25 protein-coding genes are annotated in these 26,074 nt (G+C 70.2%); 7 read left to right on the top strand and 18 right to left on the bottom strand.

Features of this window, described 5'->3' with window-relative positions; translation table 11 throughout:
* Positions 1-99: 99 nt before the first annotated feature.
* Positions 100-411 (bottom strand): hypothetical protein, encoded by a 312-nt coding sequence (locus OG897_RS33635; protein WP_266662933.1) that lies wholly within the window; start codon positions 409-411, stop codon positions 100-102.
* 225 nt (positions 412-636) lie between these two features.
* Here OG897_RS33635 and OG897_RS33630 point away from each other — a divergent pair, with 225 nt between their 5' ends.
* A complete protein-coding gene (locus OG897_RS33630) occupies positions 637-1,527 on the top strand; it encodes a metalloregulator ArsR/SmtB family transcription factor (protein WP_266662931.1) in 891 nt (296 codons plus the stop codon).
* Positions 1,524-2,123: a dihydrofolate reductase family protein gene (locus OG897_RS33625; RefSeq protein ID WP_266662929.1), complete on the top strand. Its 600-nt coding sequence runs from the start codon at positions 1,524-1,526 to the stop codon at positions 2,121-2,123. The genes OG897_RS33630 and OG897_RS33625 overlap by 4 nt, the downstream gene beginning before the upstream one ends.
* A 253-nt stretch (positions 2,124-2,376) precedes the next feature.
* Here the strand turns inward: OG897_RS33625 and OG897_RS33620 are convergent, their stop codons facing one another.
* Positions 2,377-2,619: a hypothetical protein gene (locus OG897_RS33620; RefSeq protein ID WP_266662927.1), complete on the bottom strand. Its 243-nt coding sequence runs from the start codon at positions 2,617-2,619 to the stop codon at positions 2,377-2,379.
* A gap of 206 nt (positions 2,620-2,825) precedes the next feature.
* Entirely contained in the window at positions 2,826-3,395 is a 570-nt protein-coding gene (locus OG897_RS33615; protein WP_266662925.1) for a helix-turn-helix domain-containing protein, read from the bottom strand.
* Between the two features lie 93 nt (positions 3,396-3,488).
* Here OG897_RS33615 and OG897_RS33610 point away from each other — a divergent pair, with 93 nt between their 5' ends.
* The 3 genes from OG897_RS33610 (at position 3,489) to OG897_RS33600 (ending at position 5,388) form a co-directional block, all read left to right on the top strand.
* Positions 3,489-4,250, top strand: a complete 762-nt coding sequence (locus tag OG897_RS33610) for a bifunctional 2-polyprenyl-6-hydroxyphenol methylase/3-demethylubiquinol 3-O-methyltransferase UbiG (protein ID WP_266662923.1) — start codon at positions 3,489-3,491, stop codon at positions 4,248-4,250.
* A gap of 175 nt (positions 4,251-4,425) precedes the next feature.
* Entirely contained in the window at positions 4,426-4,707 is a 282-nt protein-coding gene (locus OG897_RS33605) for a hypothetical protein (protein ID WP_266662921.1), read from the top strand.
* A 105-nt stretch (positions 4,708-4,812) separates the two neighbouring features.
* Positions 4,813-5,388, top strand: a complete 576-nt coding sequence (locus OG897_RS33600) for an ABATE domain-containing protein (RefSeq protein ID WP_266662919.1) — start codon at positions 4,813-4,815, stop codon at positions 5,386-5,388.
* A 45-nt stretch (positions 5,389-5,433) separates the two neighbouring features.
* Here the strand turns inward: OG897_RS33600 and OG897_RS33595 are convergent, their stop codons facing one another.
* From OG897_RS33595 to OG897_RS33555, 9 genes are all read right to left on the bottom strand, one after another.
* The gene (locus OG897_RS33595; protein WP_266662917.1) at positions 5,434-6,735 is read right to left on the bottom strand and encodes a hypothetical protein; all 1,302 of its coding nucleotides are present in this window, start codon (positions 6,733-6,735) and stop codon (positions 5,434-5,436) included.
* Positions 6,736-6,802: 67 nt separating this feature from the next.
* Entirely contained in the window at positions 6,803-8,722 is a 1,920-nt protein-coding gene (locus tag OG897_RS33590; protein ID WP_323188141.1) for a transglycosylase domain-containing protein, read from the bottom strand.
* 378 nt (positions 8,723-9,100) lie between these two features.
* Positions 9,101-10,198 carry a methyltransferase gene (locus OG897_RS33585; RefSeq protein ID WP_266662913.1) on the bottom strand — a complete coding sequence of 366 codons (1,098 nt, stop codon included), beginning with the start codon at positions 10,196-10,198 and terminating at the stop codon, positions 9,101-9,103.
* Positions 10,191-11,594: a TfuA-like protein gene (locus OG897_RS33580; protein ID WP_266662911.1), complete on the bottom strand. Its 1,404-nt coding sequence runs from the start codon at positions 11,592-11,594 to the stop codon at positions 10,191-10,193. Before OG897_RS33580 ends, OG897_RS33585 begins: the two co-directional genes overlap by 8 nt.
* A 13-nt stretch (positions 11,595-11,607) precedes the next feature.
* Positions 11,608-12,744 carry a YcaO-like family protein gene (locus OG897_RS33575; protein ID WP_266662909.1) on the bottom strand — a complete coding sequence of 379 codons (1,137 nt, stop codon included), beginning with the start codon at positions 12,742-12,744 and terminating at the stop codon, positions 11,608-11,610.
* A gap of 344 nt (positions 12,745-13,088) precedes the next feature.
* Entirely contained in the window at positions 13,089-13,205 is a 117-nt protein-coding gene (locus tag OG897_RS33570) for a class III lanthipeptide (RefSeq protein ID WP_266662907.1), read from the bottom strand.
* Positions 13,206-13,505: 300 nt separating this feature from the next.
* On the bottom strand, positions 13,506-16,016 hold the full coding sequence (gene lanKC / locus OG897_RS33565; RefSeq protein ID WP_266662905.1) for a class III lanthionine synthetase LanKC: 2,511 nt from the start codon (positions 16,014-16,016) through the stop codon (positions 13,506-13,508).
* Between the two features lie 114 nt (positions 16,017-16,130).
* On the bottom strand, positions 16,131-16,352 hold the full coding sequence (locus OG897_RS33560) for a hypothetical protein (protein WP_266662903.1): 222 nt from the start codon (positions 16,350-16,352) through the stop codon (positions 16,131-16,133).
* Positions 16,353-16,732: 380 nt separating this feature from the next.
* Positions 16,733-17,758: a helix-turn-helix transcriptional regulator gene (locus OG897_RS33555; RefSeq protein ID WP_323188140.1), complete on the bottom strand. Its 1,026-nt coding sequence runs from the start codon at positions 17,756-17,758 to the stop codon at positions 16,733-16,735.
* 110 nt (positions 17,759-17,868) lie between these two features.
* On the opposite strand from OG897_RS33555, the gene OG897_RS33550 reads away from it, so the two are divergent.
* Positions 17,869-18,249, top strand: a complete 381-nt coding sequence (locus OG897_RS33550) for a hypothetical protein (protein WP_266662901.1) — start codon at positions 17,869-17,871, stop codon at positions 18,247-18,249.
* Between the two features lie 117 nt (positions 18,250-18,366).
* Here OG897_RS33550 and OG897_RS33545 read toward each other — a convergent pair whose 3' ends face one another.
* Positions 18,367-19,269 carry an SDR family oxidoreductase gene (locus tag OG897_RS33545; RefSeq protein WP_266662899.1) on the bottom strand — a complete coding sequence of 301 codons (903 nt, stop codon included), beginning with the start codon at positions 19,267-19,269 and terminating at the stop codon, positions 18,367-18,369.
* A 129-nt stretch (positions 19,270-19,398) separates the two neighbouring features.
* Between OG897_RS33545 and OG897_RS33540 the strand changes: the two genes are divergently transcribed.
* The gene (locus tag OG897_RS33540; protein WP_266662897.1) at positions 19,399-19,737 is read left to right on the top strand and encodes a transposase; all 339 of its coding nucleotides are present in this window, start codon (positions 19,399-19,401) and stop codon (positions 19,735-19,737) included.
* Positions 19,738-19,884: 147 nt separating this feature from the next.
* On the opposite strand, the gene OG897_RS33535 is transcribed toward OG897_RS33540, so the two are convergent.
* The 5 genes from OG897_RS33535 to OG897_RS33515 form a co-directional block, all read right to left on the bottom strand.
* Positions 19,885-21,153, bottom strand: a complete 1,269-nt coding sequence (locus OG897_RS33535) for a non-reducing end alpha-L-arabinofuranosidase family hydrolase (protein WP_266662895.1) — start codon at positions 21,151-21,153, stop codon at positions 19,885-19,887.
* 34 nt (positions 21,154-21,187) lie between these two features.
* Positions 21,188-22,621, bottom strand: coding sequence for a non-reducing end alpha-L-arabinofuranosidase family hydrolase (locus tag OG897_RS33530; protein WP_266662893.1), 1,434 nt, complete (start codon positions 22,619-22,621; stop codon positions 21,188-21,190).
* A 289-nt stretch (positions 22,622-22,910) separates the two neighbouring features.
* Positions 22,911-24,233 carry an MFS transporter gene (locus OG897_RS33525; protein ID WP_266662891.1) on the bottom strand — a complete coding sequence of 441 codons (1,323 nt, stop codon included), beginning with the start codon at positions 24,231-24,233 and terminating at the stop codon, positions 22,911-22,913.
* Entirely contained in the window at positions 24,233-25,018 is a 786-nt protein-coding gene (locus OG897_RS33520; protein ID WP_266662889.1) for an ABC transporter ATP-binding protein, read from the bottom strand. The genes OG897_RS33525 and OG897_RS33520 overlap by 1 nt, the downstream gene beginning before the upstream one ends.
* On the bottom strand, positions 25,015-26,064 hold the full coding sequence (locus tag OG897_RS33515; RefSeq protein ID WP_266662887.1) for an ABC transporter ATP-binding protein: 1,050 nt from the start codon (positions 26,062-26,064) through the stop codon (positions 25,015-25,017). Before OG897_RS33515 ends, OG897_RS33520 begins: the two co-directional genes overlap by 4 nt.
* Positions 26,065-26,074: the final 10 nt, after the last annotated feature.

The following is a 26,074-nucleotide window of genomic DNA, read 5'->3' as shown; positions in this document are numbered from 1 at the left end:
CTGGCCACCCTACGCATCCTGATCCGTTCCCGACGCATCACGGCTCGGCGGCCCCGGCCGTCGGCGCGGCCCAGGGAGCCGCCCCGGCCGATCGGGCGCTCAGGGCGGCCAGTTCAGGTCCGGGAACGTGTCGCGCACCTCCGCCCTCTTCTGGTCGTCGAAGGGAGGGGGCAACTCCTCGCCGCCTTGCAGCGCCAGGATCGCGCGGGCGAACTCAGGGAACATATGGAGTTTCGCCGCGACGAGGGCGCTACGGGCCGCCCAGTGGGCGATGGCTCGCTGGGCGGTCGCGTCGGCGGTGTCCACGGCGTCCATCAGGTCACGGTTCAGGGCGGAAAGGCCCAACTTGTTGTCGCCGACCTCACGCAATGTGGGGCTCGGTGCCCGCCCGGCCCCGTCGTGTTCCTCCACGTGTCGCTCCGCCTCGCGGACGGTCGCCTCTTGCCCCTCACGCCGACGGCGCTCGGCCTCGGCGCGTTCCGCAGGTGTGGGCGGGGGTGGCAGGGTACGCGCGTGGTCGTGCCAGTACGCGGCGTGACTCCCCGTCCCCCTTCGGTCGGCCCTCCGTCTGAGGGCAGTATGCGCCAGAGGGATATTCCTTGACACGAATATGCTTGGAGGGGAATACTTGTCGTCATGGACGCACTCCTCGCCGCACTGGCCGACCCGGCCCGCTGGCGGCTCGTGACCCTGCTCGCCGAACGGCCCCGTCCGGTCGGAGTCCTCGCCGAACTCGCCGGGGCACGCCAGCCGCAGACGACCAAGCACCTGCAAACCCTGGAGCGCACCGGCCTCGTCACCTCCCAGCGCACCGGCCAGCGCCGCATCTACGCGCTCCGGCCGGGCCCCTTGCGGGAGTTGGCGGACGCGCTCGCCCGGCTCGCCGACACCGCCGAGCGGGCCGGGGGGCCGCGCGAGACCTACGACCGTTACGGGGTCAGCCTCCACGCGGAGCGGCTCGCCGCAGTGGAGCCGGGATGGGCCGACGGCCGTTCGTTCGGCTTCCGCCGGTCGCTGACGGCTCGCCCCGAGCTGGTGTGGCGTCACGTGACCGAGCCCTCCCTGCTCGCCCGGTGGTGGGTGCCCCACGACCTCCGCGTGTCCGAGCTCGTCTTCGAGGCGAGAGAAGGCGGGCGAGTCGTACAGGAGTACCGCGATGTCGAGGACGCCGACGGTAGTGACCTGGTCGCCGGGCGCGCGGAGGGAGTCGTCGTGGACGTCCGCCCCGGTGAGCGCCTCGCGTACCGACTCGCCCCGCTGCTTCCCGACGGCAGCCCCGCCTTCACCGCCGACGTCGCTCTCGACCTGCGATCCGCCGGGACCGGCACGGACCTCGACGTCCACTGGCGGATCACCGACAGCACCGTCGACGCCGCCGACTTCATCGCGGGCGTCGAGATCGGCTTCGGCCAGAGCCTCGACAAGCTGGCGGCAGCCCTCGCCGTCGACCCGCACGACACCGGCCGTACCGGCAGTACCGGCAGTACCGACCGCAACGTCAACCTTGGCCCAAGGAGCACGCAGTGACTGGTTCGAACGGACGTAGGGTGACCGCGAATCTGAGCCTCTCCCTCGACGGGCGCTATCACGGCCCCGGCGGGCCCGGCGACTTCGGCATGTTCGCGCCGTACGTGACCACCGACGTCGCGCGGGGCCAGCTCACCCGCATCTGGGAGGGCGCGACGACGGCGCTGCTCGGCCGGATCAACGCCGAGGGATTCCTTGGCTATTGGCCGACGGTCGCCGAGGACGAGAACGCCGATCCGCGCGACCGAGGCTACGCGAAGTGGTTGCGCGACACGGAGAAGGTAGTCCTCTCGACCACGCTGACCGAAGCGCCGTGGGAGCACACCCGCATGGTGAACGCCCCGGCCGCCGACGTCGTTGCCGAACTCAAGGCCACTGACGGAGGCGACATCCTCGTCAACAGCTCCCCGAGTGTCATCAAGCCGCTCCTTGCCGCAGATCTGATCGACCGGCTGTACCTCATGATCTTCCCCGAGATCGCCGGAGCCGGGCAGCGGCTGTTCGATGACGGCCTGCCGTCTTCGACGTGGAAGCTCGCGCACCAAGAGACCGGCGAGCTGGGCGAGATGGCCATGGTCTACGACCGGGCCCGCTGAGCGACGGAAGCTCCTGGAACCTCCGGGGCGTACGCGAAGACCTGGACGCCGGGCTCCCGGGTGACGGCGTTCGCCGGACCCGGACCCCGGCCCGGACCCCGGCCCGGACCCCGGCCCGGGAGCCGGGCCGGCACCGGACGCCGCCTGGCCGGGGCCCGGTCCCGACCGGCACCGGCCCTGCGGGTCCGGGGCGAACCCCGTCAGGTCGTCGGAGAGTGCCGATTGCGGCTCCCGGCCTCGTACGGAAGTACGGTCAGGGCGCGGAACCGGGCAGGGCGGGCCGGTGCCCCCGTTCCTCGCCCTCCGTATGGCCGAAGGCGGAGAACGGGCGCTCCTGACGCGGTGCGGCGATGCGCGGACCGCTCCAGTCCAGCGCTTGCTGGGCCTCGGCCTGGGTCTGCCGGGCGGCGACGCGGCTCGCGGTCAGGGCGTCGCCCAGTTCCTGGACGAGAAGGTCGTAGATCGGTGTGGTGGTCGATATCGCAGAGGTAGTCACGGGGGGTCATTCTCCCCACCCGGCTTCCCCGCCACTCACCCCACCCACCGATCGACCCGCGCGCGCGTCGTTTCCCCGCATCGGGAGTACGCCTTACCGCGCAGGTCACCCGGCATGCGGCCCCGGTTCTGGGCCCGCCTGAACCGGACTGGCACTCCGGTGATTCCGGGGCCGACGCGGGGGCGCGGTGAGCGGGCCGGGCGCGCTCACCCCGAGCTGCGGGCCGCCTTCTCGACGGGCTCTGCGGTTGCCGTCGGCCCCAGCCCCTTCCCCTCCGCCTCCCGCGCTGCGAGCAACGGCCCCAGCAGCCGGGTGCCAGGCCCCACCCGCCCGCCGGGTCCTGGCAGTTGTGTCGTGTCGGCCACGGTCAGCGGCTCCCGGCAGGCGTGGCAGGTCACGACCGGCGTGGCCGCGTGCCCGCAGGCGTCGTGGCGGATCCGGGCGGGCGGCCCCGCGGTCTCCGCGTACCACTTGTCGCCCCAGGCCATCAACGCCAGCAGCACGGGGTAGAGCTCGCGGCCCTTCTCCGTGGCCACGTACTCCTCGCGCGGCGGGCTGACCTGGTACCGCTCGCGCGTCAGTACGCCCTCCTCGACCAGCCGGGCCAGCCGTGCGGCGAGAACCTTGCGGGACAGCCCGAGGTCCTCCGCCAGCTCGTCGAAGCGGCGGATGCCGATGAGGACGTCGCGCATGATCAGGGCCGTCCAGGCATCGCCGAACAGGTCGGTCGCGCGGGCGATCGAGCACGCGACGTCGGAAAGCGGAGTACGGGTCACGCCGTCACCGTATCGCCCATGGGTTCCCTCAGGGAACTCGCGGATGTTAGGTTCCTTCAGGGAACCTGACCGGTCACGTCGAGGGAGCCAGCCATGCCCGCCGCCCCGCACATCGCACTCGACTCCGCCTCGGCCGTCGACGGCCGCCACATCCGCGCGCTGACCTTCCAGTCCGTACGTCTGGAGTACCTGCGCCGCACACTCGACAGGCTGAGCCTCACCGAGGCGGGCAGCAGGGCCCTCGTCGTCGGCAGTGGGCGCGGGGTCCTGGCCCGCAGCCTGGCCCGGCTCGGGTTCGAGGTCGTCGCCGCCGACCCGTCCCCCGCCGCGACGGCCCTCGCCCTGGCCGAGGACGGCGGTCTCGGCGTCACCTACCTGACAACACCCGCGGAGCAACTCGACCTGCCCGACGGCTCCTTCGACCTCGTGTACTGCGCCGACACCCTGGAGGTCACCGAACGGCCGGACGCCGTTCTCGCCCAGACCGCGCGCGTGCTGCGCCCCGGCGGGGTCTTCGTCTACGACACGGTGAACCGCACCCCGGTGTCCCGCCTCGTCTACCTCGGCGCCTTCCAAGCCTTCCCTGGCACCCGGATCATGCCCCACGGCCGCTACGCCGCACACCGGCTGCGCCGCCCCGAGGAACTCGCCGAGTCCCTCGACCGGGCCGGGCTGCGCGCGCAGGACGTCTCGTCGTTCAAGCCGCGCGACGTACGCAGCCTGGTGCGCGCGACACGCGGGCGCAGGCGCGGCACGCTGACCGACGAGCAACTGCCGGAGTCCGTCGGCATGGTGCTCGAACCGGAGGGCAGCCCGCTGGTGACGTATCTCGGGTACGCGGTCCACCCGGCCTGAACCCCCGTGCGGGCCCTGGACCGGCCGCCCCGGGCGTGCCGGACCTGGCGCGCTCCGACGGGCGACGCCTCTTGCGGGGGGCGCCCCGGCGCTCCGTACGGCGAGTACGTGACCTCCTGGGGGCTGCGCGGTTATAGGGGGCGATCCAGTCTTCCGCTCTCACTTCGGAGTCCCCATGCCTCGTACCCGTACCTCCCTGGCCGCGTTGGCGCTCGCGGCGGCCGCCTCGGTCGGTGCCGTCGCGCCCGCCCTGGCCCACTGCCCGGAACCCGCCACCTTCTTCCTCTCCGACGAGAACAACGAGCGCTACCTCGACGCGCCCGCCGAAGAGCGGCGCCTGATCGAGCAGAACCCGGAGTACCGGGAGGTCTGGACCGACTGCCTGCCCCCCAGCCGCGTCGAGCCGAACGTCTGGGGCCCGGGGTACGTCTGCATCCCGGAGGGCGCCCTGCAGTGAGCGGCCGTCGGTGACGGTGCGGGGCCGCCCCCAAGAGGGCATACGCACTCCGGGCGCCCCGCCCTGCCCTCTAATGATTCAACCGGCCCATGTACCATTAGCTTTATGGTTGATCCCCCTCCGCTGACCGGCGAGCCCCTGGCCATCGACTTGGTCAACACCCGCCCGCACACCGCCGACGGCCCGGTCGATCTGCTCGGTGACGTCACCCGGCTGCGGGCATGGCTGGATCTCCAGGCCGAACGCCTCCCCGAGCCGACGCCGGACCTTGCGGCCCTCGCCGCAGCCGACGTGGCCGCCGTGCACGCCGTACGCGAGCACATCGCAGCCGCCGTGCAGGCCGCCCGGCACGGCGAGCGGCCGCCCGCCACGGCCCTGAACGGCCTCAACGCGGCCTTGCGCGCCGCGCCCGCCGCCCAGGAGCTGGTCTGGAGCGACGGCTCCGTCCAGCTCACCGCCCACCGGTCGGGCACCCCCGGCACCCGCCTGGCAGCCCTGTTCGCAGAGGACGCCGCCCGCCTGCTGACCGATCCGGCAGTCCGCACGGTCCGCCCCTGCGAGGCCGACGACTGCGTGATGCTGTTCCTGCCGACCCACCCCCGCCGCCGCTGGTGCTCGGCCTCCCGGTGCGGCAACCGCGCTCGCGTGGCCAGGTACTACCAGCGCCACAAGGCCACCTGACGCCACCGGCAGCACGCTCCCGCGCTCCCACGCAGGGGGCCCTCCTTACTCCTTCCAGCCTGGCGGCTGGGCGGGGTCGAGCAGCCGCCACCGGGCCAGCACCTTGGGGTCCTGCGCGTCGAGCCAGTCGGTCAGTTCGCGGAAGGAGACGCAGCGCACCCCCTCGCGGGGGCAGACGTCCTTCATCACGTCCTCCACGGCGTCCATGTAGATCCCGCCGTTCCAGTCCTCGAAGTGGTTCCCGATGAACATCGGAGCCCGGCTGCCGTGGAACACCCGCTGGAATCCCGCGAGATAGGCGTCCCTGGCTTCCTTCCGCCACTCCTGGTACTTCGCCGGATCCCCCTCGGTGCTCCCCTTCGACTGGTTGTAGAGGAAGTTGAAGTCCATGGAGAGCACCTGGAACTTCTTCTGCGGGAAGGGCAGCAGCTGCAACGGCAGGTCCCAGACGCCGTCCTTCTTGGCGGGCCAGATCTGGAAGTCCCCCGCGGAACTGGCGTCGTAGCGCCAGCCGAAGGGCTTGGTCGCCGGCAGGAGGGTCTTCTGCCCCTCCAGGCAGGGCGCCCGCCCGCCCACGACCTCACGGGTGGGGTCGAAGGGCAGCGGATCGAGGTCCTTCAGACCCGTGTTCGTCTTCCAGTTCTGTACGAAGGAGTAGAACTGGTCGATCTCCGACGTCCACTCCGCCGAACTCCAGTCGCCGCCGCCCTTCTTGCCGCAGAAGTGGCCGTTGAAGTGCGAGCCGATCTCGTTCCCCTCCTTCCAGGCCCCGCCGAGCTGCTCCAGCGTCATCCGGATGTGTTCGTCCGTCGGGTACGAGATCGCCGCCGCTCCGGTCTTGTGCTGCGGCGGCCGGTACAGGTCCTTCTTCTCCTTCGGCAGCAGGTAGATGCCGGTGAGGAAGAACGTCATGTTGGCGTTGTTCTCCTTCGCCACGCGCCGGAAGCGGGAGAACAGCCGGTCGTCGCTCTCCAGCGCGCCGTCCCAGGAGAACACCACGAACTGGGGCGGCTTCTCGCCCGGCTTGAGCCGCTTCGCCTTCAACTGGCCCGGCTGCGGGCCGGTGTAGGACGTGGAGCCGTCCCCCAGCACCCGCACCTGCCCGTCCCACTTCTCCTCCTTGCCCTTGCCGGTTCCCGCAGGCGTCTTCCCCTCGGTGGGCTTCGGCGCGGCGGCGGTCGCCTTCGATCCGGCTCCGGTGGGCGTGGCGTCGTTCGGCGAGTCGTCCGAGGCGGAGACGACGAGCGCGGTGGAGAGCGAGGCGACGAGCACCGCGGCGACACCGAGACTGATGGCGGGCCTGGTACGGACCCGGGCACGCAGCGTGGCCGACTTCTTCCAGATCATCGCGACTTCTCCAGACAGAGGGGGAAGGGAGGGAAGGGGGGCGAAGGCATGACGGGACGCGTCATCGTCACCGTCGCAGCGCGGCCGTGTACCGGTCCCAGATCTCGACCGGCATCTTCCCGGCGGCCGAGGGGCCCCGGCCGAGCCCCTTCAAGGGCAGGGGCGCGAGGCTCTTGGCGAGGTCCATGCGGTAGAGGACGACCGCGGTGGACGCCTCCTTGGTGGAGCCGACGTACCAGCGCGCGGTGTCGTCGGGGGTGATGCCCGTCTTTCCGGCGAAGTCCTCGCCGGTACGGGTGAGCGCCTCGGTGACCTGGCCCGCCACTGCCTGGTCCAGGGCGCGTGCCGAGCGCGGGCGCGGCAGCGGCACCGGCTCGCCGTTGCGCGTGATCTTCCGTACCGAGTACGGGTCCGTGTGCATGCCGCCGCCCCCGAACACTCCGTAGGCACCGGCCATGCGGATCGCGCTCGGGGTGGAGTTGCCCAGCGAGAAGGCGGGCACGGGCGGGCCGAAGTTGGAGGCGAGCATCCCGGACTTCTCGGCGGTTTTCCGCACCAGGCCGAGCCCGACGTCCATGCCGAGCTGGAGGAAGGGGGTGTTCACGCCCCGTGCCACGGCGTCCCGCAGGGGGACGGGCCCGTAGGAGCGGTCGCCGTCGTTCTGGCCCTTGACCATCTTGCCGCCCCGGTCCCAGTAGGGGCCCTCCGGGGTCATCAGGGGCACGTCGTCGTTCCCGTCGTACACGGTCGAGGGGGTGACGGGGGTGCGGGGGCCGGTGCGCTCGCGCTGGACGCCGTGTTCCAGCGCGGCCGCGTAGACGAAGGGAGTGAACGCCGAACCCGCGGGGACCGTGGCCGTGTTGGACTCGTTGAAGGCTTGCTTCTGGAAGTCGGGACCGCCGTACACGGCGAGTATCCGCCCGTCGGATGCGACCGTGGCGGCCCCGAACTTGGCGTGCCGGTCGGAGGCCCGCTTCGTGGGGTCCAGGGTGTCGCGCGACTTCTTGACCGCCTCGGTGAGGGCGGCCATCCTCGGCTTCTCGAAGGTCGTGTAGATCTGGTACCCGCCGAGGTCGAAGGCCGCGTCGGGGATCTTCCCCGTGCGCTTCGCGTACGACTCCGCGAGCTCGACCAGGTAGCCGTCCTGCCCACTGGCGATGGTCGCCCGGGGGGTCGCTCTGGGCTCGGGGAACTCGGTGTACCGCGCCCGCTCGGCCCGGCTCAGCCTGCCGACCTCCACCATGCGGTCCAGCGTCCACTTCCACCGCTCGACGGCGCGCTGGTGGTTTCCGGGTCCGAGGGCGGGGTCGTAGAGCGCCGCACCCTTGAGGAGGGAGGTCAGGAACGCGCCCTCGCTGACGTTGAGTTGGGTGACCTCTTTGCCGTAGTACGCCTGCGCGGCACGCTGTAGCCCGTAGGAACCGCGCCCGAACCAGCTGGTGTTGAGGTAGTCCTCCAGTATCTGGTCCTTGCTCCGCTGCCGGTCGAGCTTGATCGCCATGAGCATCTCGGTGAACTTGCGCGAGAAGGAGCGGTCGTGCGAGAGATAGACGTTCTTCACGTACTGCTGGGTGATGGTGGAACCGCCCTGGGTCTCCCCGCCGCTGACGGTCTGCCAGAACGCACGGGTGACTCCCTGGAGCGAGACGCCGGGGTCCGAGTAGAAACTGTGGTTCTCGGCAGCCAGTATCGCCCCTCGGACGTGCTCGGGAATCTTCTCCAGGGCCATCTCCTGACGGCTCACCCAACCGGTGCGCGCCATGGGCGTGCCGTCCGCCCAGTAGTAGACGTTGTCCTGCTGGGTGGCGAAGGTGTTGAGGTCGTCGGGTATGTCCGTGCGGGCGTACGCGACGGCGACCGTCGCCGCCAGCACACCGACGAACGCCGCCGCACAGCCCAGCACTTGACGCCACGAAGGCACCCAGCGGCGCCAGCCGCGCCGCCCCGGCCGGGGATAGTCCGGCCTCTTGGGCAGCCGCAGCCTCACGGACCGCGTCCTGGCCCGCTTCCTCTTGCCCCGCCCGGGTGCCAATGCCGCACGTACGGCCTGCGTTGCCCTGTCAAAGCTGTCGTGCTTGCTCATTCCCGTCCTGCTGCTCGCGATGTCAGGCCGAAGCGTCACGGAGGGTCACGTCGTGAAGTCACGTAAAGATAACAGGAGCGTGACGCCCCCCATGACCCAACAGGTCGTGAATGGCCGGTAACAGGCGGGGACTTCCGGTCTGCGGACCCGGCCGACGGTGGCCGCCCCCTGCGTCCGCGCACCCTTCCCTCAGTCGGCCGACGCGCGGGCCCCGGGGAGGCCGAGAAGCAGAGCCGCGGCCTCGCGCAGCGCCCTGTGGGAGTTCGGCGACTTCACCGTCGGCTACTTCGGCTGATCAGCCATGTCCTGACCCCGGGCGCCAGGTGCACCGTCCGAACGGGCGCGGACCGCCTCGACGATGTGGTAGTTCGGCAGGTCCGGCAACGGAATGACGCGACGGAGCCGCAGCCCGGCAGCCGAGAACAGGCGTGAGTACTCCTTCTCGCCGCGTTCCCTCCCGGCTCCCAGACACATCAACTGGACGTCGTTGACCGCCGCGACCATCAGGCTGAGGGGGTCCTCCGCGTCCCATTCGGGCATGAGGGCCGTGACGACGAGCACCCGGCCGTCCTCCGTCATCGCTTCGCGGCAGTTCCGCAGGATCTCCGTGCACGAGGCGTCGTCCCACTCGAACAGGACGTGCTTCAGGAGATAGGCGTCTCCACCCGCCGGGACCCCGGTCAGGAAATCTCCCACGCTGCCCGTGCACCGCTCGGACACCCCGGCGTCACGCACGACGCCGGGCACCGCCCGGATCACGTCCTCGGTGTCCACGACCGTCCCCCGCAGAGCGGGGTGGGCAGCGGCGATCGCGGCGAGCGTGTTGCCGTCGCCGCCCCCGACGTCTACGAGGTGCCGCACAGTGCCCCAGTCGTACCCGTCCACCAGGATCGGCAGCAACTCCTCACGTCCGGCCCGCATGGCACCGTTGAAGGAGCGGGCGTAGGCGGTGTCGCTCTTCTGGTACGCGTAGAACGCCTCGCCCACGATCTGCTCGAACGCCGCTGTTCCGGTGCGGACGGATTCCTCCATCGCGCCGAAGGCACGCCAGGTGAGCGGGTTGCCGTAGAACCGTATGAAGTCCGCGGGCCCCTCGGCTGCGCCGTCCCGGAGCTGATCGCCCGCACCGGCCAGGGACCAGGTGTCCTCGCCGTCACGGTGAACCACCCCGAAAACGCTGAGAGTTCGAAGGAGGCGCAGGAGCGAGTCCTCATCCGCTCCGGCGACGGCGGCCAGCTCCTTCGTGCGCAGGGAGCCGTCCGCGAGAGCGTCCGGCAGTCCCAGGCTCACCGCCGCGGTCAACGCGTGGAAGGTGAGGACGTTGAACACCAAAGGCGCGAAGATCGTCGTGACATCACGCTGGGGCTTGGAATCAGGCACTCTTCCCCCTGGTCAGAATGGAGATTGCCGAGAAGTCGGACAGCTCGCCGAGGTCGGCACCGCAGTGGACGATGAGATAGAACGGGCGGGCCGCTTCCGCCGCTTCCTTGAGAGAGCCGAAACCTCGGTCCAGCGCCTGTATGTCCGCGTCCTGTTCCGTGCTTCCCCACAGAGCGGTCAGGAGTTCGCGGATCGGTTCCAACGGCAGGAGAGCATGCGAGTACGCCGGATCCCGGCGGACTCGCTCCGTCTCCACCTCGTGGGACGCCTGCGCGATGGCCGAGGCGTGCGCGAACCCCGGGGTGTGCTGGAGCCGGTCGAGCAGGGGCTCTTCCCAGGCGACACCGGGGCGGATCTGGAAACTGCGAGCCAGGAACAGCCTCGCCTTTTCCTGCGGGTCACCCCCCGCTCGCTCGCTCGCGGTGAGCCAGTCGTCGAGGAAGCCGAGATCTCCGTCGACGTCAAAGACGCCCCGGTGGCCGCTGTGCGCGATGGCAGCCGCCGCGTGCCCGGTCGGGGCGGTGGAGGTGCCGCACTGCTCGGTGCACTCTTCGGCGATCCAGCTCAGCCGTTCCTCGTGGAGGAACGCCGGATAGGCGGCCGAGAACAGTTGCAGCACCCGCAGAGCGTCCAGGTCCCCCGGAGCCGGGTAGGGGAGTGCGTCCTGGTCGGTGAGAGCGCGCCCCCGGGCGGCGAGTTCCCAGTCCACCAGGTGCACGGTCCGGTTCATGCCCGGCCGCCGGGCCGGTTCCCGTTCGGGCTGCCGCATCCGCTCGATGAGTTCCAGGGCGTCGGCCCGTTTGACGTCCACCGGGTGGCGCACACAGAAGGCTTCGAGTTCGGCCAGCTCCTGCTGCGAGCAGTCCACCTCGTCGGCCAGCGAGGGCAGCAGCCGATACGTGCGCTGGGCGTACGGAACGGAGCGGAGGGCCTCGACGATCCGGTCGGCGCTCTCCCTGTCGCAGACGCCGCTCTGGTGCGCGGCGGCGAAGGTCGCCCGCATGTTGACCAGCGGCACCGACATCGCCCGGTAGCCGCTCTCGGGCGGGCCGTGCCGCAGCGCGACCTCGTCGTCGCCCTCGGTCCGCCCGGCGCGGTAGTCCGTGTAGACCTGCCCCACACCGTGCATGCCGAACACGTCGAGTTCGGCGGCCCGCAGAGCACCCATGCTGGAGGACCCGAGCACGTGCACTCCCCGGTCCATGACGGCGAGGATCTCCTTGTGCCGGACCGACAGCTGCTGATGGAAGTAGCCGTCGACGATCCCGACGACGTCTCCCTCCCGCAACGGCAGGCGCAGCAGGTCACCGGCAACGACCGGAGGCAGGACCCGGATGTCCGCCGGTCCTTCGAAGCCGGGAAGGGTGGGGCCGAGGAACAGATACAGCTGGGTCATGTACGGATCTCACTCACGCTGGGAAGGCAAGGCCGGGGCAGAGCACGTGGACGACGGGGATCCCCAGGTCGTCACGTGTGTGGTCGACGACCAGCGGAGACCACCCGGTGACGCCCACGACACGCGTGACGAGCTCGTCGATCTCCTGTCCGAGGTCGAGGACGGTCAGCGACGGGATCGTCGCGAAATCGACGGCGTCCGCAGTTCCGGCCATCTCGAAGAGGGCGGCGTCGGCCGGGTTCGCGATGGCGCGCTGGATGTCGCGGTACTCGCGCTCCAACAGGTCGTCCCGGGATCCGGCGATGTAGGAGACGCGAACCTGCGCTGCTTCCGTGAGGGCCCGGCACAGCGCGACATCGCTGTCCAGGTGGCAGCCGAAGCCGTTGCGGGGGACGGGGAAGTTGTCGTTCCAGATCGTCGCGCTGAAGCACGGGATGCCCAGCGGCGAGGGCAGGACACTGATCAGCACCCTGACCTTGGCGTCCCGGTAGTGGTCGAGGAGGGCTCGGCTGTGCCCGACCACGGTGTCGGGGTCGACCACCGCCCAGGGCGACGATTCGAGCCGGGTCAGGGTGTCGCGTTCGACCACTTCGTACAGGGCGTGCAGGGTCGCCTCGTCGACGGTGTTGCCGCTGGCCAGACCGTTGGTGGTGCCCCGGAACGTCGGCGGCTGCCACTGCCGGTCCACCCGCAGGTCGATGTTCAGGCTGTCCACCGGCACGAGAGACGGCTGACCGTCGCTGAGTCGGCGGGCCGTGCGCAGCGCCAGTCGGCTGCCGGGATTCAGGCAGTTGCGCCGGTGCAGAGTGAGTTCGTCCAGGGCGTAGCCGAGTTCGGGGGCGATCTCCCGCGCGGTGGCCACCAGGTCGGGACGGAGGTCCAGGTGCTCGCCGTGCCAGCGTTCGATGGCCTCCATGGCGGCGGACACCTTCGCCGATACGGTGTCGAGCCCTTTGCCCTGGTAGACCGACAGATAGCGGCCGTCGGGGCGGATCGCCTGGTACACCGGGATGCCGATGTCGTCCAGCCAGGTGATGTCGGCGATCCGGGTGATGCCGAAGGTGGGGAACAGCGGCTCGATCCGTTCCCACGTCTGCTCCGGCGGGCACACGCGATGCGTGCCGGAGAAATAGCTCTTCTGCCCGTTCATGGATTCGATCCGACTCATAGGATTCCCGATCTGGACTTCACCGATCGATGACGTACGCCTTCGGTGGGTGGCACGGGCCGGATTGCTTCCGTCGTGCCGTGCGGATTCCCCGTGTGGATTCCCCGTGTGGGGGGTCCGGCCGATACGGCAGGCCGGACCCCCCACACGGATCACATCGGATTCCGCCGTATCAGAATCAGATGGCGGTCGACGTGGTGGTCACCGTCGTCAGCGTGATCGTGGTGGGCAGCTGCTTGTTCTCAAGGGTGACCTTGGCGTCCATGGCCTGGAGCTTGAGGATTTCCATGATGTTCAATCCGTTCTGTGAAAAGGGCGCTGGTGAATTAGATGATGGTGGAGATGGTCGTCACGGTGACGGTGGTGACGGTGCCGGTTCCGAACGCAGGCTCGGTCTCGGTCTCCGTCTTGGCGTTGATGGCCTGGAGCTTGAGGATTTCCATTTTTCTGTCTCCTGTCCGGTTCAGATGATGGTCACGACGGTCGTGACCGTCACGGTGCTGGTGGTGTGAGCGGCAACGGGCTCGTCGTCGACGGCGATCGGCAGCTCGATGGCCTGGAGCTTGAGGATTTCCATGAGTCTGTTCTCCTTTTCTGAGCTCTTGGATTTCCCCCGGACCGGGATCGGCCGGGGAAGTCTGTGATCGCGAAGCCGAACGGAATCGGCTCGGCCGTGTGTCCTCAACGGGCGGAAGCGGTTGACGGACGGGGAACTGCGCGGAACGGCGTTGAACTGCGCGGAACTACGCGCCGAGGAGCGGGCCGAGGAGGTCGGCGCCCGTACGGTGGCTTTCGAGCGCGAGCAGAGCACCGGCGCCGCCCGTGGCCACGTCCATGGACAACCGCATCAGATTGCCCCCCGGCAGGGCGGCGGCCTCCTGGTACGGAACCGCGTAGCGCCAGAGGATCCGCGCCAGTCCGGACGCCCGGGGGTCGCCGCACGCACTCAGGGCGTACAACTGCCCGGCCGTTCCGTCGAAAAGCCCCGGAGCGAGCGTCAGCGGCAGGCAAGCGCTGGTGAGGCACTGATCCAGGGCGGCGGCCAGCTCGTCGTCGGGCCGGTGCGCCAGGACCGCGGCCAGGGCCAGACCGGCACCGGCGGCGCCGGTCGACAAGGACGGGCCCGCCTTCTCGCCGTCGCCGGAGCGTGTCGCACGCGTACCGTCGATGAGCGCTTGCCTGGCCTGCTCCAGGTAGGAGTGCTCCGAGGTGTACTGGTACATGCGTGCCAGCAGGAGCGCCGCCCCACCCACGCCCCTGGTCAAGTCGGCACTGTCGCGGGAGTGTTCGGCGAGAGCGTCGACGACCTCTTGGGCCACTTGCTCGGCCCGGCGCAGAAGGGCGGGGTCGCCGGTGCGCCGGTGGAACCCCAGCAGGGAGATGCCGATGCCGGGCAGGCCCGTGAACAGGTCGAGCCCCGAGGGCAGATCGCGGGTGCCGGAGCGGTCGAGCACGTCGGCCGCCTCGTCGCGGCGGCCGAGCAGATCCAGCACCGTGGCGATGCCGTGCAGCCCGTCGAACAGACCCAGTGGCGCGGTGGCGGCCCTGCGTACCGCGGCCTTCGCCAGCCACGTGGTCCATGCGTCGTCGATGGACTGCCCGGCCGCGTGCAGCGCGTACAGGACCCCGGCCGCGCCGTGCTGCACGTCGATCGCCCCGCTGGGCGTGGTGCTGGCCGGGGCGCCGGGGAACAACCGGTCGCTGCGGTGAGGGGTGGCCGAGGCATGGATACCGGCGGCCATCAGCCGTGCCTGGTCGGCCGGGGCGGCGTACTCCAGTGACTGCGACTGCGACTGCGACTGCGACTGCGACTGCGACTGCGACTGCGACTGCGCCGGTGTTCGGTGGTGCAGTTGGCCGAGCCGACGTGCTGCTTGGTCGGCCGCACCGGCGGGTGCTCCGAACACGTCACCCGCCCAGCGGGCCAGTTGGGCGGGTTTGTCCGGGTCCAGCGCCGCGAGCGCCATCAAGGGGATGAGGGTGTGCACGCGCAGCGCGGCCAGAGCGTGATCATCGAGCGCGACACCGCTCGTCCCGAGGGGCGCCGCGAAGCCGGGGGCGCCGTGCAGACCCGTACGCTCCCCGGTCACGGCGTGGGCCGCTTCGAGGTCGATCAGGGTGATCCGTCCGTCGGGGCGCACGAGGATGTTGTTGGGATGCACGTCGCCGAAGACGAGGCCCTCGTGGTGCACGGCCTGTAGCGCGGCCTCGACCTTGCTGATCGTCTCGTCGGCCCATGCGGCGTAGTCCTGGACGTCCGTGTCCGAGGCCGTGGTCCGGCGCAACGGATGCCGGGTCAGCACGGCAGAGGTGAGGGTGTCGCCTTCGACGTACTCCTGGACGAGGAAATGGTGTTCCCACAACACGTGGTAGCCGAAGACCTTGGGCACGTATCCGGTGTCGGCCAGGGCGAGCAGCATGGCGTGCTCCCGCTGCAGCCGTGTCACGGCGTCGTGGCCCCTGCCGTCGGTGCCGGCCAGCGGACGCGCTTCCTTCAGGACGACCTTGGCACCCGTGGCCGGGTCCACGGCCAGATAGACACCACCGCCGTTGGAGAAGTGCAGCGGCTCGATCTCCGTATAGGGCATGTCGACACGGCTGGAGCTGCTGAACTCGTCGATGCGGTCCTGGACGAACGCCGGGACCTCCAGCCAGTCCGGGACCTCGAAGTAGGGGGCCCGTCGGTCGGGAACCAGTGTTCCGTCCGGGGCGGTGATCGCCATGACCCGCTTGCCGTCGTCGCCGTCAACCCACAGTTCCGCGAAGCCGCCGTACCGGATGAAGACCGGACTGGAGTCGTTCCACCGGAGATCAGACAGGACATAGGGCCCGGTGAATCCCTGGAGCGCGGTCGACAGTTCCGCCAGGAGATCCTTCAGATCCGCTTCGTCGACGGGGTAGACCGCGATGAATTTCCCTGCCGAACCCCGGTGGGCGTATTTGGAGTTGAAGGTGGTCAGGAGGGTGCTGCTCCGCAGATACTTGAAGTCGGTCTGCCGCCGGGCACAGATGGCCGAAACGGCCCGCAACGTCGCCTCGGCGTTGTCGGCGGTGGCGGAGACGTGGATCTTCCAGCCCTGGGTCGGGAGGGCGTTTCCGTAACTCACCCGCACCCATACGTCACGGCCCTCGGTGCGACGACCTGCGCCGATGTCCGGAGTCGGCCAGCGCCTGGCTTCGTCTTGAATACATTCCGGCGCTTCGTAGAACTGCGGATGCGCGAGCGCATACAAGTCGAAGCCTGTCAATCCCATCGGGTTAACCCCGCCCCTCTCCATCGAACTCTACCGATAGGGGGAATGCCCATTCGTCGGCGCATTTCCCCGTGATGGATTCCTGGTCAGGGAATCCTGATCCGAATGCGCGCGTCAGCTCTCCGCCGGGGGAGTGATGCCCTGCCCCCAGGTCACATCGTCGATCTCCTGGAGCGGCAGCACGATTCCCGTAGCGGGGAGGGACGGGCCACCGGCCAGGGAGGGGTGCGATTCTGCGGGGCCGTTCTGGGCAGGCGAATGGGTCATGGCCAGGACGCCGAGGGTGAGGAAACCAGCTGCGGTGGCCTTGGCTATCTGAGCGGAAAGCGCGGACATCGGTCCCCCTGGAATGGGATTGCTGCGGTCTTTTTCCGGGCAGCTTTCAAGAACTCCCCGTGTCTGCCGTTTCTGCTTCGGCCTTTCGACGTTCTTACTGTGGCTGATGGCCAGAACGGGCGGAAGGGGTTCGCGTTGGACGGATCATGCAGTGGCATAACCCGTCCAGCAGTGACCAGCAGCAGTGACCGGGAGCAGTGACCGGCGACTCCGGTCGAGGCGGGGAGACGGTCAACGCGGTAGCCCGGACCGTGGAACCCGACCGCCCAACTGCGGGACGGTGCACGCCGAGAGACCCACGTTCAACCCACGCTCAACCGGGCGCGCACCACGCCACCCGCGACCGCAGGTACCCCGCTGTCGCGCGAAGTGCGGTGATGTCAGGTGCGGTTGAGGGGGAGCCAGCCGTTCTGGACGGCGTGCGCGCCTGCCTGGAAGCGGCTGCGGGCTTGGAGGGCTTCCATGAGTTCGGCGGCGATACGGCGGGCCGTGCGGGGCGATACGCCGAGGCGTTTGGCGATGCCCTCGTCGGTCAGGCCCTGCAACAGGAGGCGGAGGGCCTCGCGGTGCTGGCGGGTCAGGCCGTCCATGTCGCGCTCCACCATGGTGCCCAGCGGGGTGGCGTTCTGCCAGATGTTCTCGAACAGGGCACACAGTGCGGCGATGGTGCCCTCGCCGGTGAGGACGACCGCGCCGCTGTTGGCGTCGCTGGTGTGGAGGGGCAGGACCGCCTCGCGCCGGTCCGCGATGATCATTCGTACGGGCAGGGTGGGAGCCGTGCGCACCTGCCCGCCGTGCTGGTGGAGCCAGTCCACGTGCTCCAGAGTGGGCTGGTGGTTGCGGACACTGCCGAGGTAGACGGTGCGCATGGTGACGCCTCGGTCCAGCAGAGCGGCGTTGGGGCCGCGGCTGGCCTCAAGGTCGGCCGCGGTGTGCGCCCCGCCGGGCGCGAACGTCATGATCTCGTGCTGGGTGTCGGCGGCCAGCCGTGCCAGGCGGTCGCGTATCTCCGCGGGCCCGGTCAGCCGTTCCTCGTCGAGGCCGCCGGGGGACGGCCGCAGCGTGGAACACTCGGCGATCAGCTGGACGGCGGCGGCCCGGGACGCCTTCACCTTCTGCTGGTGGGCGGCGAGTTCCGCCTGCTGGCGGGCGAGCAGCAGCTCCATGGCGAGCTCCGCGTCCAGCGGCCTGAACCCGGTGCCTTCGCGGGCCGCGGGCTGGATCAGTGCCAGGGCGCTGAGCCGGTCCAGACAGCCTCGCAGATCGCTCTCGGGCAGGGCGAGCCGTTGCGCGAGTGTGCTCACCCCTTCGTCCGGGTAGGCAAGCAGTGCCCGGTAGACACGTTCGGCTTCGGTGTCGAGCCCCAGCAGTTCCAGCATGTCGATACCCCCCCGGTACTGGGACATGTGTCCGGGTAGGAAACCACACGTTTCAACATGAGTCACGTGGTCACTTCCTGCCGCGTCCTAAACCGTCCTTCCAGGGGCCCTGGGCTGCGGGGGAAGGGGCGGCAAGGATGGATCCCATGTATCTCGTGCACGCCCGACTCCGCGCCCCTGACGGGGCAGAGCTGTCCGCTGAGAGGGTGCCCCTGTTCATGTGCTGCGGTCGCGACGGGGAAGGGCTGGAGCACGTCAGCGTCCACTCCGACGCCGTCGGCGGGCCGGTCGTGGGCCTCTATCTCACCGCGCCCTCCCTCGCCGTCGCGGAGCACAGCGCCCTCGCGGTCTGTCGTCGTGCGCTGTCCGCGCACACCGAGTTGGCGGGGTTCGCCGTGGTGGCCTGCGGTGCGGTGCTGGTGCCGCAGTACTGGGACCGGCTGGCCCTTCCGGACGGGAGCGGACGGATCACACCCCTGCGTGATCCGCCCCGCCCGGATCCCCCGCACCCGTTCTGACGGCGGGCGTCACACGACACCCGTACCGGTGCCCGCCGAGACCGTACGGGCCTCGGTGGGGAGGGCTTCCGCCATGTCGTCGCGTACTTCCACGAGCCGGGGGAACCACACGTTGAGTCAGCCCGCGACAGTGCCGATCGAGCCCTGCGCCCGTCGCGCGGGATCCTCCGAAAGGTCGGATGCGTGATCTGTCGCCCATTGCGCCAGCGTGCGGCCCTGCCGGCCCAGCACGCGTTCGACGTCGGGCCGCACCTCGGGCGGCTCTTCCGCGTACTCGGCCTGGTAGCCCAGCAGGTACTCGGCGATGTCCCACGGCATTCCGGCGGTGATGTACGCGGCGCGGGCCTGACCGTACGTCACCTGCTCGAAGCGCAGCGGCCTGCCCAGGCCCTGGGCGACCGCTGCGGCCTGCTCCCGCTGGGTGAGCCGCTGCGGCCCGCTCAGTGAGTACGCGTGCCCGGCGTGGCCGTCCTCAAGGAGTGCGGCGGCGGCCACCTCGGCGATGTCCGCCTCGTGGACGGGGACACCGAGTGCTGCGGGGAAGGCGTTGCGCACCGTGTTCTCCGTACGGATCGAAGCACCCCACATGTCCAGCTTGTTCATGGCGAACTCGCCCGGCCGGACGTGTGTCCACTCCAGCCCCGAGGCTTCGACGACCTCCTCGACGGCGCGCAGCATCTCGTGGCTGCCCGGCCGCCGCACGGTGACGGCGAGGCCGGAGAGATCGACGATGCGCCTGGCTCCCGCTGCTGCGGCGAGCTCCATGAAGGCGCGGGCCTGTGGTACCGCGTGCTCCGGGTCGAGCACGCCGGAGAGGTAGTAGACGCCGTCCACCCCGTCGAGTGCCGCCTCGGCTCCGCTGAGTTCGGTGAGGTTGCCCGCCACCACCTCGACGGCAGCGGGGAGTCGGGCGTCGTTCGGGTTCCTGGTCAGGGCCCGTACCCGCTGACCGGCTCCGAGCAGCCGGTCGATCAGGACGCGGCCGGTCGTTCCCGTCGCACCCGTTACGAGAATGGTCATGGATTCCCCTTGGTGGTGGGTGGTGAACTCGTCGGTGGGCGGCCGACGTTAGGCCGGCGGTCCCCCTGCGCGCACATCTCGTTTGGTGGACCAGCGCGGTGTCCCGTCCCGGTTGCGTACGATCATGGGATGGAGGCACTCGCTCAGCGCCTGGTCCCCGACGAGATGTGGGCGGCGGCCCGGCCGCTCCTGCCCGCCCTGCCGTCGCGGCCCCAGGGCGGTGGCAGGGCCGCGACGGACGCGCGCAAGGTCATGGTCGCCGTCGTCCACGTGGTCACCAGCGGCTGTGCGTGGCAGCAACTGCCCTCCTCGTTCGGCGTCAGCGTGCCGACGGCTCACCGCTGGTTCATCCGATGGAGCAGTGCGGATGTGTGGCAGAAGCTGAGCGACGCTACGTCCCACACTCCGGAACTCGCTGCCTGGACCAGGTCGGTCCACGCGTGTGCGGCCTCCCGCTTCTACCGCTGAGCCACTCACCAAACGAGACATGGCGTCACTTCTGAGGACGGCTTCCTCGACCGCGTGCCCGGCCGTGCGGCCTCGGGCGTGCGGACGGCAACGCCCCTTGCCCGGCGGGCAAGGGGCGTTGCGGTGGGCCGGAACCGGATACCGGTGTCAGTAGGGGGAGTTGGTCTGTGTGAGCAGGCCCATCCGGTAGGGCATCTTGATGTAGCCGTCGTCGCCGTTGGCCCGGGGGTCGACGCCCTGGTAGACGAATTGGAGCCGACAGGGGTCGATGGTCAGCGTCTGGTCGTTGCTCGCGCGGATCATCTCGCCGTGGCTGATGTCCTGGCTCCAGGCGCCGCCGGGGAAGGTGACGTTGGACTGGCCCGCGAACGGGTCGTCATGAAGGCCGGAGGTCGGCGTCCAGGGCCCGGTGAGGCCGGTGGAGGTGAAGGACCGGAAGTAGCGCCGCCAGCCGGGCCCTGCCGCCTCCTGGATCAGCAGGTACTGGTCGCTGCCGGCCACCTTGTAGACGTTGGTGGCCTCGAACAGGTTCTCCTTGGTGTCGGACAGGATCAACTCGGTGTTGCCGAAGCCGTTGGGGAAGTTGCCCAACGACGTCTGGGCGCGGTAGACGTGGCCGTTGTCGTCACTGAAGAACAGGTGGCAGTTGGCGCTGTCGCAGATGACCCAGAAGTCGATCCACGTGCCGTCGCCCTTGTTCTCCTTGACGATGTCCGGCTCCTCGGACATGAGCGTGCGCGGCGTCGACCACGACCGGGGGTCGGCAGGGTTGGTGCTGGTCGAGTAGGTGGGCCAGGGGGTCTGGTAGACCATGTACCAGAGGTTCTGCGGTGCGAAGTAGAACACCTGCGGTGCGGCGCGGTAGCCCTTCCCGACCGCCGTGGTGTCCAGGTAGGTGTGCGGCGCCGACGCGGCCTGCGACCAGTCGTCGAACGCGTAGTGCACCAGGTTCCACCCGGCGGGGGTGGCCGTGGTGGCGTAGACCTGCCACTGGTTGTCGTACCGGATGACCGAGAAGTCCTTCACCGCCCAGGCTTCGGGGTGTTGGGCGTCGGGCTTCGGACCGGCCAGCGGACCGCTGGAGGACCACTGGAACTTCGACGGCAGCGAGGCCGTGGCGCCGTGGTCGCTCCACTGGTTGACGGCGGCGTTGTCGGCCGTCGACCAGCCGGAGAGGTCCAGCAGTTTGCCGGAGTGCCTCGCCTTCAACCGGTGGTAACCGTCACCGGAGTCCACGAACTGGAACTGCTGGTTGGTCCCGTCGTGCCGGGCCCACTGCGTGATCGCGGCGCCGTCCGCGGAACTCGCGCCCGCCACGTCCCCCGTGGCCGCTTGTGCCGTCGGTGTTCCGATCACGGCCAGTGAACCGGCCATCAGGGCGGTGACCATGCCGATCACCGTTGTTCGCCTGTCCATGTTCACCCTCTCTCCTTCGTCGGCCCGAGTGGGCTCAGCGCTGCAGGGTGAGCAGGCCCGGCCGGTACGGCAGTTTCAGGTAGTCGGTGTTCGCCGGTGTGTCGGTGGGCAGGCCCTGGTACAGGAACCGCAGGTTGCAGGGATCGATGGTCATGGTCTGGTCGGGGTTGTTGCGGACCAGGTCACCGTGGCTGACGCCCTTGGCCCAGGTGGAGCCGCTGTTGGCCTGGCCCGCGAAGGGGCTGCTCTCGCTGCCGGCCTGGACGGTCCACGGACCGTTCAGACTGGGGGCGGTGAACGAGCGGAAGTAGCGGTCCGAACCCTGCGCCTCCACGATCATGAGGTACTGGTTCTGGCCCTGGACCTTGTAGACCTCCGGCGCCTCGAACAGAAGGTCCTTCGCGTCGCTCATGACCGTCGTGTACGAGGAGCCGAAGTTGCCCGGGAAGTTCCCGATCGGCATGCTCGCCCGGTAGATCTTGCCGTTGTCGGCGGCGAAGAACAGGTACATGTTCTGGTCGTCGGCGATCATGGTCGGGTCGATCGGGGCGTCCTTCTGGCCCGGCTCGGGACCCTCGGGGAGGCTGCCGGTGAACAGCGGCTGCGCGGCGGACCAGCCGTTGGGGTTGGTGGGGTCGCTGGACGTGCGGTAGTAGAGCGGCCACTGACTCCACTGGGACACCATCACCCAGACGTTCTTGGGCGCGAAGTAGAACACGTCCGGTGCCACCGCGGGCTCGTTCATCCCGGTCTGGGTGGCCGCCCCCATGTCCGACCAGTTCGAGAAGGGGCTGAACGCCGTCGAGCCCCACTTCGTTCCGTTGGAGGTGGTCGCGTAGACCAGGTGCTTGCCGTTGTACGTGGTGGTGCTGAAGTCCTTCAGCGCGAGCTGCCCGTTCGCCGGCTGCGCCAACGGACCCGACGACGACCACCGGTAGGTCGACGGAAGAGCACACGCGTTGCTCGCCCGGGACAGGCCGGTCCACTTCTGGTTGGCGCCGCCGTGGCACGACCAGATCTGCACCCCCGTGCCGTTGGCCGTACCCCAGCCCGAGACCTCCAGGCACAGCCCGGACCGCACGCCGACGATCGTGCCGTCGGGGTTCACCCGCCACTGCTGGTTCTCACTGCCGTTGCACGTCCAGATCTGCACCGGGGTGCCGGGTGTGGTGGCGGCTCCCCGGACGTCCAGGCACTTGTTGCCGTACACGGTCAGCTGGTCGCTGTCCGTCAACGTCATCTGCTGGTTGGTGCCGCCGTGGCAGTCCCAGAGCTGCACGTTCGCGCCGTCGGCCTGGCTGACGCCCGCCACGTCCAGACAGCGGCCGGAAGCGACACCGCGCACCTCGCTGGTGGTGGCCGCCTGGGCCGGGTGGGCGACGAGCAGCGCCGCCAAGGCGGCCAGGGCCGCGACTGCGGCGGCGAGCGCCGAGGACGGGCGTCTGAGGCTGAAACTACGTTTGCGCATGAAGGACCTCGTCATCCTTGAGCAAGGGGCCTCCGGCCGTCCCCGTCAGAGGCTGTCCGGATGCCGATGGGGTACGACCCTCCTTGTTCGAGATACCGAACGTGGGTCGAAGTGCCGATCAAGGGAATGCTAGACATCCCATGAATGGCGTCAATACTTCTTGCAGAATCCGCCGGAAGAAACGTTCACAGACGGAAACCGGGTGGCTTCAAGTCCCGTGGTCCCAAGCGTCTTTGGTGTGAGGGTCAGGTGGCGGTGCGGGCTCGGGTCCGGTCGGCTGACCAGCCTGTCAAGGAGATACGTCCTGGTCCGGTACGCGCACCCTCCCCGCCAGCACGATCCCCACGACCGGGACCGCCGCCAGGGCCAGCCACGGCAGCACCCCGCCGCCGTCGACGAGCGCGCCCACCGGCGCCCCGCCCGCCAGGACCACCACCCCGGACAGCGACGACAGGGCGCCCGTGAAGAAGCCGAGCCTGCTCTCCTCCACGAGGTCGGGTAGCCAGGCCCGAGTGGCCGGGACCACCAGCATCTGCCCGAGTGTCAGCAGCACCACGAACGCCAGGGACGGCACCGGGCCGCCCACCGGGAGCAGCGCCCCCGCCGCCGCGAACGCCCAGGCGACCAGGGCGAGCCCGAGGCGCAGCGCGGCGGAGGGCGTCAGGCGCCGCGACACCCACCGGGACGTCGGCAGTTGGCCCGCGACGACCAGGGCGGACGACAGCGCGAAGAGCCAGCCCAGCGCGGCCTGGGAGCCGAGGGCACGGTCCACTTCGGCGGGTAGCGCGAGGTAGAGCTGGTTGTACGCCAGCAGGTACGTGCTGTACGCGAGGCAGAGGCAGAGGAAGGCCCGGTTGCGCACCAACTGCCGTACGCCGCACCGCACATCGCCGGAGCCGGAGCCGGAGCCGGAGCCGGATCCCGAGCCGGATCCAGAACCCGAGCCCGAGCCTGAGCCCTTGTGCGTACGCGGCATCAGTCGCCAGTGCCCGGCCAGCACCACCACGAACACCCCGGCCCCGGCGAGACAGGCCGCCCGGAAACCGCCCGACAGGAGGAGCGCCCCGAGCACCGGGCCGATCAGGGCGCCCGCCTGGCCTCCGGCCGAGAACAGGCCCAGGAGTTGGGTGCGTTCGGTGCCGGTCGCCTTCTCATGGCGTACGGCCTGACGGGTGATCTCGCTCTCCACGGCCGGGGAGAAGAGCGCGGCCGCGAAGCCCACGAGAAGCACCGCGCCGATCACCGACCAGGTCGCGTCGGCGAAGGCGAGCCAGGCGAATCCGGCGACGCGCAGCGCGCAGCCGGTCAGGACGACGGGGCGCGGACCGTAGCGGTCGCTCAGTGTGCCGCCGACGATGAACAGCCCCTGCTGGCTGAAGGTCCGCAGGCCCAGCACCAGGCCCACCAGCCAGCCCGCGAGCCCGATGGAGCCGCTGAGGTGGTGGGAGAGGTGGGGCAGTACGGCGAAGAAGCCGACGTTGAAGGCGAACTGGGTGACGACGAGGAGTCTGGGCAGGGCGGGCAGCGTACGCAGGAGGCGGGTGCGGGTGCGGGTGCGGGGGCGGAGGCGCGGTGTGCGCCCGGGCGTGGCCGTGGGGGTGCGGGAGGGCATCAGACGAGGGGGTGGGGTCGGACCGCGGAACGGTGGCGGGCGGCGGACAGGAGGTCTCGGGTGTACGGGTGCCGGGGCGCGGTGAACACCTCGCGCACCGGCGCGCTCTCCACGATCCGGCCCGCCTTCATGACGGCCACCCGGTGTGCGAGGTGCCCCACGAGGGCGAGGTCGTGGCAGATGAACAGGTAGCCGAGGCCCAGGCGTTCCTGGAGGTCGGTGAGGAGGTTGACGATGCCGGAGCGTACCGAGGGGTCGAGGGCGGAGAGCGGTTCGTCCAGGACGAGGAGCCGGGGGCCGAGGGCGAGGGCGCGGGCGATCCCGACACGCTGGCACTGGCCGCCGGAGAGTTCGTGCGGCAGGCGGCGGGCGTACGCGGGGTCGAGCCCGACCAGGTCGAGGAGTTCGGCGGCTCGCCCGGCGACGGGCCTGCGGTGGACGCGCAGAGGCTCGACGACGGTGTCGCCGATGGGGGTGCGGGGAGCGAGTGAGCCGTACGGGTCCTGGAAGACGGGCTGGAACTGGGGACGCAGCGCGCGGAGTCGGCGTCCGCGCAGGGTCGTCAGCTCCTGCCCGGCGAAGCGGACGCTGCTGCCCTGCTCCGGCCGCAGCAGCGCGAGGACGGCTGCCGCCGTGGACGACTTGCCGCAGCCGGAAGCGCCGATGAGGGCGAGCGTCTCACCCTCGTCGACGTGGAAGGAGACACCGTCGACTGCGGTGTGTTCGCCGTGGCGCACGGTGAGGTCACGCACGTCGAGGAGTCGGTTCGGGGGAGGGGGGCTCATGGGGTCGGCTGCTCCGTCGGCGTGGTCGTGAGGGTGAAGAGCGCGGTGGCGGGTACGGGCAGCCACCCCGAGCGGTGACAGGTGACAGCGTGGTCATCGGCTGTGAGTACGGGTTCGGTGTCCCGGCACGCTGCCTCGGCGAGCGGGCAGCGCGGCGCGAAGCCACAGCCGTGCGGGAGCGAGAGCGGCGAGGGAGGACTGCCGCCGATGGCGGGCAGGGGGCGGTGCCGGGGGGTCGGGGCGGGCGGGGCGAACACCCGGCCCGGGTCCGGCGGCAGCGACGCCACGAGGCCAGCCGTATAAGGGGACTTGGGGCGTACGAACACCTCGCTCGCCGGTCCGGACTCGACGACGCGGCCCGCGTACAGCACCACGGCGCGGTCGGCGTGCGAGGCCGCGAGGTCCAGGTCGTGGGTGACCAGGAGCAGTGCGGCGTCCGTCGCTTCGCGGGCCTGTGTCAGGGCGTCGAGCACCTGGCGCCGGACGAGGGGGTCGAGCGCGGTCGTCGGCTCGTCGGCGACGATCAGGGCGGGGTTGTTGACCAGTGCCAGGGCGATCACCGCGCGCTGGCGCATGCCGCCGGAGAACTCGTGCGGCAGCGCGCGGGCACGCCGTGCCGCGTCCGCGATGCCGACCCGGTCGAGCGCGGCGACGGCGCGGCGACGAGCCTCGGCCTTCGGTACGCGGGCCACCGAACGGACCGAGGCGACGAGTTGGGCGCCGACGGTGTGGACGGGGGAGAGGACCGTGAGGGCGTCCTGGGGGACGTACGCCAAACGCCGCCCCCACAGCCGCCGGTACACCTCGGCACCCGCGCCCGCCGTCTCCTCGCCGTCCAGCCGGATGCCGCCGCCGATCCGGGTGCCGGGCGGCGTGAGCCCCAGGACGGCCTTGGCGGTCAGTGACTTCCCGGCGCCGGACTCGCCGACGAGGGCGACGGCCTGGCCCGGCCGGATGTCGAAGGAGACGCCGCGCACGGCCTCCGCCCCGTCGACGGTGACGCTCAGCTCACGCACGGACAGCAGCGGCGGCCTGGTGGCGTTCACGGAACTGATG

The sequence above is a fragment of the Streptomyces sp. NBC_00237 genome, assembly GCF_026342435.1.
Taxonomy (GTDB): Bacteria; Actinomycetota; Actinomycetes; order Streptomycetales; family Streptomycetaceae; genus Streptomyces.
The sequence above is the reverse complement of the archived record's forward strand: the minus strand, read 5'-3'. Positions and strand labels throughout refer to the sequence as shown.